Annotated in this window: 11 protein-coding genes; 7 read left to right on the top strand and 4 right to left on the bottom strand. The window is 65.1% G+C overall.

What is annotated here, in order from left to right; genetic code table 11:
• The first annotated feature begins 633 nt into the window (after positions 1–633).
• The 6 genes from ACM62G_RS28205 (at position 634) to ACM62G_RS28230 (ending at position 7,641) form a co-directional block, all read left to right on the top strand.
• Positions 634–2,043: a circularly permuted type 2 ATP-grasp protein gene (locus tag ACM62G_RS28205; protein WP_054057367.1), complete on the top strand. Its 1,410-nt coding sequence runs from the start codon at positions 634–636 to the stop codon at positions 2,041–2,043.
• Positions 2,044–2,046: 3 nt separating this feature from the next.
• A complete protein-coding gene (locus ACM62G_RS28210; RefSeq protein ID WP_054057366.1) occupies positions 2,047–2,997 on the top strand; it encodes an alpha-E domain-containing protein in 951 nt (316 codons plus the stop codon).
• Positions 2,994–3,794, top strand: coding sequence for a transglutaminase family protein (locus ACM62G_RS28215; RefSeq protein ID WP_054062221.1), 801 nt, complete (start codon positions 2,994–2,996; stop codon positions 3,792–3,794). The genes ACM62G_RS28210 and ACM62G_RS28215 overlap by 4 nt, the downstream gene beginning before the upstream one ends.
• Before the next feature lie 73 nt (positions 3,795–3,867).
• Positions 3,868–4,599: a proteasome-type protease gene (locus tag ACM62G_RS28220; RefSeq protein WP_054057364.1), complete on the top strand. Its 732-nt coding sequence runs from the start codon at positions 3,868–3,870 to the stop codon at positions 4,597–4,599.
• Between the two features lie 247 nt (positions 4,600–4,846).
• On the top strand, positions 4,847–6,346 hold the full coding sequence (locus tag ACM62G_RS28225) for a sensor domain-containing diguanylate cyclase (protein ID WP_419736151.1): 1,500 nt from the start codon (positions 4,847–4,849) through the stop codon (positions 6,344–6,346).
• Between the two features lie 53 nt (positions 6,347–6,399).
• Positions 6,400–7,641 carry an MFS transporter gene (locus ACM62G_RS28230; protein WP_273820795.1) on the top strand — a complete coding sequence of 414 codons (1,242 nt, stop codon included), beginning with the start codon at positions 6,400–6,402 and terminating at the stop codon, positions 7,639–7,641.
• Here the strand turns inward: ACM62G_RS28230 and ACM62G_RS28235 are convergent.
• The 4 genes from ACM62G_RS28235 to ACM62G_RS28250 are packed head-to-tail and all read right to left on the bottom strand — an operon-like array spanning position 7,636 to position 10,560.
• Positions 7,636–9,162: a cryptochrome/photolyase family protein gene (locus tag ACM62G_RS28235; protein ID WP_419737572.1), complete on the bottom strand. Its 1,527-nt coding sequence runs from the start codon at positions 9,160–9,162 to the stop codon at positions 7,636–7,638. The two genes, ACM62G_RS28230 and ACM62G_RS28235, sit on opposite strands and share 6 nt — an antisense overlap.
• Positions 9,163–9,170: 8 nt before the next feature.
• Entirely contained in the window at positions 9,171–9,476 is a 306-nt protein-coding gene (locus tag ACM62G_RS28240; protein WP_416773391.1) for a DUF6482 family protein, read from the bottom strand.
• Positions 9,473–10,009, bottom strand: a complete 537-nt coding sequence (locus tag ACM62G_RS28245) for a DUF3833 domain-containing protein (protein ID WP_419736152.1) — start codon at positions 10,007–10,009, stop codon at positions 9,473–9,475. Before ACM62G_RS28245 ends, ACM62G_RS28240 begins: the two co-directional genes overlap by 4 nt.
• Before the next feature lie 2 nt (positions 10,010–10,011).
• Positions 10,012–10,560 carry a chalcone isomerase family protein gene (locus ACM62G_RS28250; RefSeq protein WP_416773387.1) on the bottom strand — a complete coding sequence of 183 codons (549 nt, stop codon included), beginning with the start codon at positions 10,558–10,560 and terminating at the stop codon, positions 10,012–10,014.
• 277 nt (positions 10,561–10,837) lie between these two features.
• Between ACM62G_RS28250 and ACM62G_RS28255 the strand changes: the two genes are divergently transcribed.
• The gene (locus ACM62G_RS28255) at positions 10,838–13,255 is read left to right on the top strand and encodes a glucose/quinate/shikimate family membrane-bound PQQ-dependent dehydrogenase (RefSeq protein WP_419736153.1); all 2,418 of its coding nucleotides are present in this window, start codon (positions 10,838–10,840) and stop codon (positions 13,253–13,255) included.
• Positions 13,256–13,294: the final 39 nt, after the last annotated feature.

A 13,294-nucleotide genomic window follows, 5' to 3' on the forward strand; every position in this document is an offset into this window, starting at 1 on the left:
AGGCAGGTGCGCGTCAGATCTCCAATCATTTTACGGCAGCGATTTACAGGAGCGATCAGGTCGTGGATGCGCCCGGTCAAGATGCCCTCCAGTTGGCCAGTGTGCATGGGCCAGCGCACCCTGCTCAGGATGCCACGCCAGTAGCTTTTCAGGCGTTTAGCAAACTGCTTCAGAGCGGGGACCCCGATACCTCTAAACGCTGCAAGTCCCTGCGCCAGGTGCAACCACCCTCCTCTGGCGCGCCATTTTGGTGCGCAACCCCGTGTCGCGGGAACAGGCCCGGCGCCTGGTCTTCCCGCATCGCCCGGCCTCGACGCCGATAACCGATACAAATGCCGCAAAATCGATCATCCCAGCCGGGAAAAGCGGTCGATTTCTGCACTTGCGGTTTTCCGGCATCGTTATTGCTAAAGCTTGCCTACCAGCGCAAGTCTTCGTTCACCAAAGAAAAATGTGAGCCAGGCCACCAGCATGGAAAGGCAAGCGACGCCGATCCGAAGCGCCGCTGGCAGTCGATAACGCACACTGAGGTGCCCCCACAGCCAGTACTCGATCATCTCTCGCAGGGTCTCGCATCGTGAAATAGCCAGGTAGAAGGAAAATGCCGTCGTCTTGAACGGCAAGGAGTGCGATATGTCCCGAGATTTTTTCAACGAAATGTATGACGCGGACGGTGCCTGCCGCCCCCATTATCAGCCGTTTGCACACTGGCTGGCGGATACACCGCCCGAACTGTTGGAGCAGCGCCGTCGCGAAGCCGACCTGCTGTTCCACCGCGCCGGTATCACCTTCACCCTCTACGGGGACGAACAGGGCACCGAGCGCCTGATCCCCTTCGACATCATCCCCCGCAGCATCAAGGCCAGCGAATGGCAAATGGTCGAACGCGGCTGCATTCAACGGGTGCAGGCGTTGAACCTGTTCCTGGCCGACGTCTATCACGATCAGCGCATTCTCAAGCAAGGCATCATCCCGCCCGAGCAGGTGCTGGTGAACGAGGGTTATCAGATTGCCATGCAGGGCCTGGACCTGCACCGCGACATCTATGCGCACATCGCCGGAGTCGACCTGGTGCGTGACGGCGATGGCAGCTACTACGTGCTCGAAGACAACCTGCGCACCCCCAGCGGCGTGAGCTATATGCTCGAGGACCGCAAGATGATGATGCGGCTGTTCCCAGAGCTGTTCGCCAGCCAGCGCGTGGCGCCCATCGACCACTACCCCAACCTGCTGCTCGACACCCTCAAGAGCGCCAGCCCGCTGGACAACCCCACCGCCGTGGTGCTGACCCCGGGTCGTTTCAACAGCGCCTATTTCGAACACGCGTTCCTGGCCCGGGAGATGGGCGTGGAACTGGTCGAAGGGGCCGATCTGTTCGTGCGCGACGACCATGTCTTCATGCGCACCACCGCCGGCCCGAAACAGGTGGACGTGATCTATCGGCGCCTCGACGACGCCTACCTCGACCCGTTGTCCTTCACTCCCGACTCGTTGCTCGGGGTGCCCGGCCTGATTGCCGCCTACCGCTCGGGCAACGTGGTGCTGGCCAATGCCGTGGGCACCGGCCTGGCCGACGACAAGTCGATCTACCCCTACGTCGGCGACATGATCCGCTTCTACCTCGACGAGGAACCGATCCTCAAGAACGTCCCGACCTGGCAATGCCGCAACCCCAAGGAGCTGTCCCACGTGCTGGCGCACCTGCCGGAACTGGTGGTCAAGGAAACCCAGGGCTCCGGCGGCTACGGCATGCTGGTCGGGCCGGCCGCCACGGCGGCGGAAATCGAAGACTTCCGCGCGCGGCTCAAGGCCCGCCCCGAGGCCTACATTGCCCAACCGACCCTGAGCCTTTCGACCTGCCCGACCTTCGTCGAGAACGGCATCGCGCCGCGTCATATCGACCTGCGGCCGTTCGTCCTGTCGGGTAGCGAAACCCGCCTGGTCCCCGGTGGCCTGACGCGGGTGGCCCTGCGTGAAGGCTCGCTGGTGGTGAACTCGTCCCAGGGCGGCGGCACCAAGGACACCTGGGTAGTGGAGGACTGACACATGCTTTCAAGAACCGCTGCGGACCTCTACTGGATGTCCCGTTACCTGGAGCGCGCCGAGAACCTGGCACGCATGCTCGAAGTCAGCTACTCGCTGTCGCTGATGCCCCAGGCCGGCCGCACCGACGGCCAGGCCGAGCTGGCCATGTCGCTGCTGGCGGCAGGCACCCTGGATGACTACAACCGGCGCCACGACGCGCTCGACACCGCGCGCATGCTGCATTTTTTCGCCTTCGACGAAACCAACCCCGGCAGCATCTACTGCTGCCTGCAGGCGGCGCGCACCAATGCCCATGCGGTGCGCGGGCGGATCACCGCCGACATGTGGGAGAACATCAACGCCACCTGGCTGGAAATGCGCAAGATCGCCAGCAATGGCCTGGCCCGCTACGGCATGAGCCAGTTCTGTGACTGGGTCAAGGAGCGCTCGCACCTGTTCCGTGGCGCCACGGCGGGCACCATCATGCGCAACGATGCCTACTGTTTCATCCGCCTGGGGACCTTCATCGAGCGGGCCGACAATACCCTGCGCCTGCTGGACGTGCGCTATGAGATGTTCGGCGAGGCGTCGGAAGAAGTCAGCGACCATTCGGCCCGCGGCTACTACCAGTGGAGCGCCCTGCTGCGCGCCCTGTCGGCGTTCGAGGCCTTCAACGAGATCTACCGCAATGCTCCCAGCGCCAGGCAGGTGTCCGAACTGCTGCTGTTGCGCGCCGACGTGCCGCGCTCTCTGCATGCGTGCATCGAGGAACTGGACCACATCCTCGCCGGCCTGCCCAGCAACAGTGGCCGCGCCTCGCAGCGCATGGCCGCGGAACTCAACGCGCGCCTGCGCTACACCGACATCGACGAGATCCTGGAGGCCGGCCTGCACCCCTGGCTGACCGATTTCATCGAATGCATCCGCCAACTCGGCCAGACGGTTCACCACTCCTACCTGGAGGTCGTATGAAGCTCGCCATACACCACGACACTCGCTACACCTACGCCAACCCGGTGAGCGCAAGCATCCAGTTCCTGCGCCTGACGCCCAAGAGCACCGAGCGCCAGCAGATCCTCGACTGGCGCGTGCAGATGCCCCGCCAGGTACGCAGCCAGATCGACCCCTATGGCAACGTGCTGCACGTCCTGACCCTGGAAGAGCCCCACAGCGCCCTGGCGCTGAGTGCCTGCGGGCAGGTGGAAATCGACCAGTCGCTGGAAGTCGAACACGACAGCCAGTCGCCCTTGCCGTTCCTGCGTACCAGCCGCCTGACCCTGGCCGACGCGGCCCTGATCGACTTTGCCACACAACGTTGCGGCCGCCGCCGTGATCGTGCCGCCCTGATCGAACTGATGGCGGGCCTGGCCGAACGCATGCCGTACAGCCCTGGCACGACCGCGGTCGACAGCACCGCGGCCGAGGCGTTCGCCGCCGGGGTGGGCGTGTGCCAGGACCATACCCATGCATTTCTTGCCTGCGCCCGCAGCCTGGGGATCCCGGCCCGGTACGTCTCCGGCTACCTGTGCACCGAGGATGAAAACCACCTGGCCAGTCACGCCTGGGCCGAGGCCTGGCTGGAGGATGGCTGGTACAGCTTCGACGTGACCAATCGACTGGCCAGGCCCGATCGTCACCTGAAACTGGCGGTGGGCCTGGACTACCTCGATGCCTGTCCGGTACGCGGCATGCGCCGCGGAGGCGGAGCCGAGTCGATGCTGGCGCAGGTCAAGGTCACCTCGCTCCCACAGGGGCAACAGCAACAGTAGGCCCCTCCACTTCAACCCGCGCCCCCCGCCGTCGCCATGACGGCGGGGCATCCAACGTACACAGGTAAAACACATGACGTACTGCGTGGCCATGCACCTTGCCGACGGGCTGGTGTTTGTCTCCGATTCACGCACCAATGCCGGGATCGACCAGATCTCGACGTTTCGCAAACTGTTCATTTTCAGCACGCCGGGCGAGCGGCTGCTCGTTCTGCAGAGCGCGGGCAACCTGGCCACCTCGCAATCGGTGGTCAACCTGCTCAGGCAGCGTTGCAACGGCACGGGCAACCACCTGTTGAATGTCCGTACGCTTTATGACGCAACGGTGCTGGTGGCCGAAACCATCCGTGAGGTCGTCATCCGCGATCGCAGCAAACTGGCGAGCAAGGTCGACCTGAGCTGCTCGTTTCTGGTCGGTGGGCAGATTGCCGGCGGACCGATGGGCCTCTACAGCATCTACCCGCAAGGCAATTTCATCCAGGCCACCGAGGACACGCCGTTCCTGCAACTGGGGGAAAGCAAGTACGGAAAACCGATCCTCGATCGCAACCTGACGTACCAGACGTCATTGGGCGAGGCGTTGCGTTGCGGCCTGATCTCGTTCGATTCGACCATCCGCAGCAACCTGTCGGTGGGCATGCCCCTGGACCTGCTGGTGTATCGCAAGGACGCTTTCGGGCCGGCGCAAAGCTATCGCATCACCCAGGACGATCCCTACTACGCCCAGATCCGCAACCAGTGGTGCACCGGGCTCAGGGACCTGCTGGCCGATCTGCCGGCACCGCCCAAAGACTACATGGCCTGACGTCCCCCGTAACCGGACCTTTCGTTCATCGAGGTTTTTCCTGGCAGGTGCCCCTTGTCCGTGCGGTGCGCCTGCGACTCCGGTGCAAGCGGGCACAGTCCCCCTTGCCGGCGCCTGCCACCGACTGGCTACTGCATCCCGACCCGAGTCCCTGTATCCTTTGCCCGAAACCAGGAATGGCTTTGTGCTATGCCCCCTTCGGAAAGGGTCGCCGGCCCAGGAATTCGGACTCCCATCAGGTATTGACGTGAAGCGTGACATCCACCTCGTTGTCCTTCTGCTATCGATCATCGGTTGCTCACTCGCCTCGTTGACGCTCTGGAAAGTGATGGCCTCCCGCGAGCGGGCGCTGGAGGAAATCAATACCCACAGCCTTAACCTGACCCAGGCGTTATCCACCTATTCCGAAGGCATCGTCAGGCAGAGCTCACTGCTGCTGCTCGGACTGGTCGAGCGCCTGGAAACCGAAGGCAGCGGGCCCGCCCAGATCGAACGCCTGAGCCAACTGGTCAGCCGCCAGCAGCCCCTGATGCCGCAGATGAGCGGCATTACCGTCTACGACAGGCACGGACACTGGCTGATGTCGTCCAACCGCCCGATACTGGTCGGTGCCAACAGCAGCGACCGGGCCTACTTCATCCATCACCGCGACGACCCATCGCGCGAGCCGTTCATCGGCCTGCCCATCCGCAGCCGCACCAACAATGAATGGGTGATCACCATCAGTCGCCGTTTCAACGACGCCGACGGCGGGTTCGCCGGCGTGGTGGCCGTTACGCTGGGGGTGGAGAACTTCCTGCGCCTGTTCGGCCAGATCGATGTGGGCCAGGAGGGCGCCATCGGTCTGTCCTACACCGACGGCTCGATGCTGGTGCGCTACCCGTTTCGGGAGCAGGACATGAGTCGCAACTTCTCCAAGTCGCCGATCTACGCCAAGTACCTGGTCGACAAGACGGTGGGCACCGCCTCCTTCACCTCCAGCCTGGACGGGGTGGAGCGCCTGTACGCGTTTCGCAAGAGCGACAAGCTGCCCCTGGTGACCACCGTGGCCCTGGGCAAGCGTGAAGCCCTGGCGGCCTGGCAACTGGAGGCGCTGCTGTCGTTGCTGGTGGTGTGTGGTCTGCTGGTGGTCACAGGCACCATCGGCTGGATGCTGATACGCAATATCAACCGCCGTATCGCGGTGGAAAACGAACTGCGGCTGACCCAGCAACAGTTGCTCGACAGCAACCAGCAACTCGAACGCCTGGCGATGCACGATGCCCTGACCGGCCTCGCCAACCGGCGCTGCTTTGACGAAACCCTGGAGCAGGAAGTCGGCAGGGCCCGCCGAAACGGGACATCGCTGGCGTTGCTGATGATCGATATCGATTATTTCAAGCGCTACAACGACACTTACGGCCACCCCGCCGGCGACGCCTGCCTGCAACAGGTGGCCCGGCTGCTCTCGACCTGCATTCGCCGTCCACCCGACCTGCTGGCGCGCTACGGCGGTGAAGAGATGGCCGTGATCCTGCCCGATACCGACAGCGCCGGCGCAACCGTGGTCGCGCGCCTGATGCTCGAACGCCTGGCTCTGGAACCTATCGCTCACCCGAGCAGTCCCTTTGCACAGGTGACCGTCAGCATTGGCATTGCCTGCGCCACGAAAACTGACCTCGACAACTGGCAGCCGCTGCTCGAACGTGCCGACCAGGCGCTCTACATCGCCAAGGAGGCCGGGCGCAACCGCCTGCATGTCGGCTGAAACAGGCCGGCAAGGCACATGCTGATGGTGTCCCCCTCCTCTGGCCAATCGAGATCGCATCCTTGAACGACTTCCGGCAAACCGCTTCCTCCAACCGTGCGCTTGACTGGCTGAACTTTTTCCTAGCGGACGTGCGCGACGGCCTGGGGCCTTACCTGGCGATCTATCTGCTGGCCGTGCACCAATGGCAGCCGGCGAGCATCGGCCTGGTCATGACCCTGGCCGGCATCGCTGCACTGCTGGCCCAGACGCCGGCCGGCGCGCTGATCGACCGGACGCCAGCCAAGCGCGCGGTGGTGGTGATTGCCGCCCTGCTGGTCACCGGCAGTTGTCTGTTGCTGCCGATGGTCTCGTCGTTCGGGCTGGTGGCCCTGACGCAGACCGCCAGCGCCCTGGCCGGCTCGGTGTTCGCCCCGGCCATTGCCGCCATTTCCCTGGGCCTTGCCGGCCCCAAGGCCTTTACCCGGCGCGTGGGCCGCAATGAAACCTTCAACCACGCCGGCAATGCCTGCTCGGCCCTGCTGGCCGGTGGCCTGGCCTACCTGTACGGGCCCGTGGTGGTGTTCTACCTGATGGCGGTGATGACGGTGGCCAGCCTCATCGCGGTCAGTCGGATACCCGGCGCGGCCATCGATCACCAGGTGGCACGTGGCCTGGCCCATCTGCCAGCGGGCGACGCTCACCCGGCCGGCCTTGCGCTGTTGCTGCATAACCGCACCCTGCTGCTGTTCGCCGTGTGCTGCGCCCTCTTCCACCTGGCCAACGCGGCGATGCTGCCGCTGGTGAGCCAGAAGCTGTCGCAGGTCGATCTGCACCTGGCCACGCCGCTCACTTCCGCCTGCATCGTCGCGGCGCAACTGGTGATGGTACCGATGGCGCTGCTGGTGGGCGCCAAGGCCGAACAATGGGGGCGCAAGCCTTTCCTGCTCGCCGGCTTTCTCATCCTGCCGCTGCGCGGCGCACTCTACGTGGTCTCCGACAACCCGTTCTGGCTGGTCGGCGTGCAACTGCTCGACGGCATCGGCGCGGGGATCTTCGGCGCATTGTTCCCGATCGTGGTCAAGGACCTGACCGAGGGCAGTGGCCGCTTCAATGTCAGCCTGGGTGCGCTGAGCACGGTGTTCGGCCTCGGTGCGGCGCTGAGCCCCGGGCTCGCCGGGCTGGTGGTCCAGTCGGCCGGCTACGACGCCGCCTTCCTGACGCTGGCCGCCATCGCCGCGGCCGCCTTCATGCTGGTGTTGCTCGCCCTGCCGGAGACCCGCGCTCGAACGGCCCCGCAAGTGGCCTTTTCATAACACCTCGGCACTGTCCAGGCGCTGCAGCAAGGTCTCGCCACGCTGCCACAAGGCCTCACGGCGTGCCTGCGACATGCCGTCGAGGCTGCGATAGACCAGGGCCAGCCGCGGGTTGGCCGCCAGCGGCTGGCGATGGCGGATGAGGAAATGCCAGTACAGCGCATTGAATGGGCAGGCATCCTCCTCCACCGCCCGCTCGACCTTGTAGCTGCACGCCTTGCAATGGTCGGACATGCGCTGGATATAGCGACCACTGGCGCAATAGGGCTTGGACCCCAGGTAGCCGCCGTCGGCATGCATCACCATGCCCAGGGTGTTGGGCAGTTCAACCCAGTCGAAGGCATCCAGGTAGACGGCCAGATACCATTCGCAGATCGCGGGCGGCGCGATCCCGGCCAGCAGCGCAAAATTGCCGGTGACCATCAGCCGCTGGATATGGTGGGCGTAGCCCAGTTCCAGGGTCTGGCCGATGACCTGGGCCATGCAGCGCATGCGGGTCTTCCCCGTCCAGTAGAACTCCGGCAATCGACGCTCGTTACCCAGGTAGTTGAGCCCGGCGTATTCGGGCATGCGCAGCCAGTAGATGCCCCTCACGTACTCGCGCCAGCCGATCAATTGGCGAATGAAACCCTCGGCGGCGTTGAGGGGCACCCGCCCCTCGCGCCAGGCGCTGTCGACGTCTTCGCACAGCTGGCGGACATCCAGCAGGCCGATGTTCAGCGCGGCACTGATACGGGCATGGAACAGATAGGGCTCGCCCTCGGCCATCGCATCCTGATAGTCGCCGAAGGCCGCCAGGCCGAACTCGAGGAAATGCGCCCACAGCTCCCGGGCCTGGTCGTGGGTCACCGGATAGTCGAAGGTGTCGAGCGCGCCGTAGTGCTCAGGGAAACGCTCACGGACCAGGTCCACGACCGCCGCCGTGGTCGCATCCCGGGCAAAATGTGCCGGGAATGGCCCGCGCAAGCCCCGGGGCAACGCTTTGCGGTTGTCGCCGTCGAAGTTCCAGGCACCGCCCACCGGGTGGCCGTCGGGCTCCAGCAACAGGTTGCAGCGTTTGCGCATGCCCCGGTAGAAGTGTTCCATGCGCAATTGCTTGCGGCCGGCAGCCCAGCGCGCGAAGGCTTCCCGCGAGCACAGGAAGCGGGTGTCACGGTGCCAGACCAGGGGCAACCCGGTGTCGCGCAGGGCCTGTTCCAGGCGCCATTCGCCGCACTCGGTCACGTGCAGTTCCTCCACGCCCAGCCCGGCCTGCCAGCGGCGCAGCTCGCCGGCGATGCTGCCCGTATTGCCCGGATCGTCCAGCGGCACGTAATGCACCCGCCAGCCACGCTCACGCAGGGCCTGGGCGAAATGGCGCATGGCGCTGAAGATCAGCACGATCTTCTGTGGATGATGGGGCACGTAGCGCGCCTCACCCTCGACCTCGGCCATCAGCAGGACATCGCGCGTCGGGTCCAGTGCGCGCAGTACCGCCACATCGAACGAAAGCTGGTCGCCCAGCACCAGGCCCAGCCGCACCGCCTGCGCTACCACTGGCTGGCCAGCGTCACCGGCACCCGCAGGGGTTCGATCGGGCCGCTGCGCTGCCCGCACATCTCATCGTGCACCACGTGCTGCACCAGCATGCAGCGCAACGGCGGTACATCGGCGAGCAATTGTCGCAGTTCGGTGGTCGAGCGCAGGTGCATCACCTCGCCTCGTGCATCGCACAAGGTTTGCGGCCCGGTCCCGGTCAGTGCGCGCAGGACATAGAAACCGCCCTCCAGGGACAGCAGTTCAAGCTCATCGATGGCGCCGGCGTGGGCCAGCTCGGTCAGGTGTTGCAGGTTCATGGTGTGCCCTCCGGCAGGCGGCGGAAGAACAGGGTGATCTGCCCGATCTCCACGCCGAGTTTGCTCATGCTCGAGCGGTTGATGAGGGTGTCGTCATCCATGCGGTACATCCAGTCGTCCAGGTCGACTGCCCAGTGCCGGCTATCGACCGGCAGATCCAGGCGATAACGCCAGCGCAAGGCATTGCCGGCGACCTGCCCCCGTGCCTCGCCGATCACGTCACCGGCCGTCCCGCGCCAGCGACCGGGGCCATCCGGGGTGAGCGTCCAGGTCCGCTGCTGGCGGGTCCCGTCGCTGTAGAGGAAATGCTCGTCGAGAATCAGGCTCTGCCCTTCACGGCGGCTGTCGATGCGCACCTGGAAGCGCTTGACCGCTTCGCCCGAACGCTTCTGGAACATGCCCCAGGCCTGCACCGGTCGGGAAAAGAACTCCACCAGGTCCAGGCGCGGCTGCTCCCCGGCATAACGATCGACATCAACGTTGCCGCAACTGCCCAACAGCAGGCAGCAGATCAACAGCAGACTTCTGTACATGCTCACTCTCCTGACGAATTCCCCGCCTGGCCGAGCAGGCGCTGGCGCAGTTGTGGGTCACGGGCGCGCGGGTCGAGCCAGATGGCGAAGAACGACCGGGCAAAGGCCGGGTCGGCGATTTCCCGGCTCAGTCGACCGTCGACATAGAAACGACAGCCCTGGCCCGGCAGATACAGCCCGGTGATGCGCATGCCCGGGCGGACATCGACGAATGCCTCGCGCATTGCCTGCGCCCAACGCGCCTCGGTGGCAGGGGGCAGCGGCCCGTCGGCCAGTCGGCGGATTTCATCCAGGCTGGCCTGTACCAGCGTGTCCCGGGACAACGACCGGTGGTAGATCAGATCCAGGGCGAACGGCTGTTGCCAGCCCTGTACCGGCCCCGCACTCCAGACCTGGGCGCTGTACAGGCGCAGGCCGAACCAGGTGAACTCGCCCGTGCCGATCAGCCGCGCTCCCGGCAGCCCGGAGCGCCAATCCGCCCAGGCGGGGGGCGTGATCGTCAGCAGCAGGCCGAGGACGAACGGGCTGAGCGCCGAGGTTCCATATGTCATGACCAGGACACCGGAAGCGGAGAATATTGTACAAGCATATATCCTTGTACAAGTTTTTGTATAAATTTTCGAAGACCTGGGCAGGTTCGGATCGCCCTGCCCTCGACACCGCGAAAATCAGGACTGCGTGGCGGGCACAGCATGCCAACGAGAGCTAATCTGCGCTTGTCAAGGCAGACCCTTGCGAAAATTTGTCGCATTATTTCAAATTAACTATTCAGTTAATTAGCAAGCTAAGGGTATAGTCGCCCGCATTCACACAGCGAGACGTTCTTGTATGACACAACCTTCTCAGGCCCGCGGCCTCAGCAGATTCATCCTTTCCGGTCTGGGCATCGTCATCGCCCTGCTCGGCCTTGCCCTGGCCGCTGGCGGCGTGCGCCTGGTCACCCTGGGCGGTAGCGGATACTTCCTGATCGGCGGCCTGGTCATGGCCAGCGCCGGGCTCCTGATCGCCCGCCGCAAGCCGGGTGGCGCCTGGCTGTTCGCCGCGTTCCTGATCGGCACCGCGATCTGGGCACTGGTGGATACCGATCGCAGCTTCTGGCCAATGTTCTCCCGCCTGTTCATGTTCAGCGTCATCGGCCTGGTGGTCGCGCTGGTCTACCCGACCCTGGTGCGGGCCTCCGGCCGCACAGCCGGACGCGGCGCCTACAGCGTGGCCGGGATACTGGCGATCGCTCTGGTCTGGGCGGTGGGCAACATGTTCGTCGCTCACCCCACCGTGCCGGCCACCGGTAACGGCCCGGCACTGACACCGGTCGATCCGGCCAAGGCGCAGAAGGATTGGGCGCATTACGGCAACACCGAGGGCGGCAGCCGCTTCGCCGCGCTGGACCAGATCAACCGTGCCAATATCAATCAGTTGAAGGTGGCCTGGACCTACCATACCGGCGATGTGGCCATCAGCGACGGCAACGGTGCCGAGGACCAGCTGACCCCGCTGCAGGTCGGCGACAAGGTGTTCATCTGCACCCCGCACAACAACCTGATCGCGCTGGATGCCGACACCGGCAAGGAACTGTGGAAGAACCAGATCAACGCCCAGACCAAGGTCTGGCAGCGTTGCCGCGGCATGGCCTACTTCGATGCGACCCAGCCGCTGGTCCAGCCGTCCCAACCCAACAGCGTGCCGGTGATCGCCGCCAGCGTGCCGGCCGGCGCCAACTGCCAGCGTCGCCTGCTGACCAACACCATCGATGCCCGCCTGATCGCGGTGGACGCCGACACTGGCGCCTTCTGCGAGGGCTTCGGCAACCATGGCCAGGTCGACCTGAAAGCCGGTCTCGGTGATGTACCGGACTCTTACTACCAACTGTCGTCCGCGCCGCTGATGGCCGGGACCACCGTGGTGGTCGGCGGCCGTGTCGCCGACAACGTCCAGACCGACATGCCCGGTGGCGTGATCCGTGGTTTCGACGTGATCACCGGCGCCATGCGCTGGGCGTTCGACCCGGGCAACCCTGAGGACAGGCAGGCACCGGCCGAAGGCAAGACCTACGTGCGCAGCACCCCGAACAGTTGGGCGCCGATGTCCTACGACCCGGCGATGAACACCGTGTTCCTGCCGATGGGCAGCTCGTCCACCGACATCTACGGCGTCGAGCGCACCGCGCTAAACCACAAGTACGGCGCCTCGGTCGTCGCGCTGGATGCCAGCACCGGCGCCGAGAAGTGGGTCTACCAGACCGTGCACAACGACCTCTGGGACTTCGACCTGCCGATGCAGCCGAGCCTGATCGACTTCACCCGGGATGACGGCAAGCAGGTCCCTGCCGTGGTCATCGGCACCAAGGCCGGGCAGATCTACGTGCTCGACCGCGCCACCGGCAAGCCGCTGACCAAGGTCGAGGAAGTACCGGTCAAGGCCGCCAACATCCCCAACGAGCCCTACTCGCCGACCCAGCCGAAATCGGTGGGCATGCCGCAGATCGGCGCCCAGACCCTGACCGAGTCGGACATGTGGGGCGCGACCCCGTTCGACCAGTTGCTGTGCCGTATCGACTTCAAGAAGATGCGCTACGACGGCCTCTACACCGCGCCGGGCACCGACCTGTCGCTGAGCTTCCCGGGTTCCCTGGGCGGCATGAACTGGGGCAGCCTGTCCACCGACCCGGTCAATGGCTTCATCTTCGTCAACGACATGCGCCTGGGCCTGTGGATCCAGATGATTCCTTCGGCCAACAAGGGTGCCGCCGCAGGCGGTGGTGAAGCGCTGAACACCGGCATGGGCGCGGTGCCGCTCAAGGGCACGCCGTATGCGGTGAACAAGAACCGCTTCCTGTCGGTCGCCGGCATTCCATGCCAGGCCCCGCCCTACGGTACCCTGACCGCCATCGACATGAAGACCCGCCAGATCGCCTGGCAGGTCCCGGTCGGGACCGTCGAAGACACCGGCCCCCTGGGCATCCGCATGCACCTGCCGCTGCCGATCGGCCTGCCGACCCTCGGCGGCACCCTGTCGACCCAGGGCGGCCTGGTGTTCATCGCCGGCACCCAGGACTTCTACCTGCGCGCCTTCGACAGTGGCAACGGCAAGGAGATCTGGAAATCCCGCCTGCCCGTGGGCAGCCAGGGCGGCCCGATGACCTACGTGTCACCGAAGACCGGCAAGCAGTACGTGGTGATCACCGCCGGTGGCGCGCGGCAATCGACCGACCGCGGGGATTACGTAATGGCGTACGCCTTGCCGTGATCCTGGAGCCCGCCTGCGGGTGGGCGTTCCATTCGCCTG

Source organism: Pseudomonas sp. COR18 (genome assembly GCF_048568395.1).
Lineage (GTDB): Bacteria > Pseudomonadota > Gammaproteobacteria > Pseudomonadales > Pseudomonadaceae > Aquipseudomonas > Aquipseudomonas fuscovaginae_B.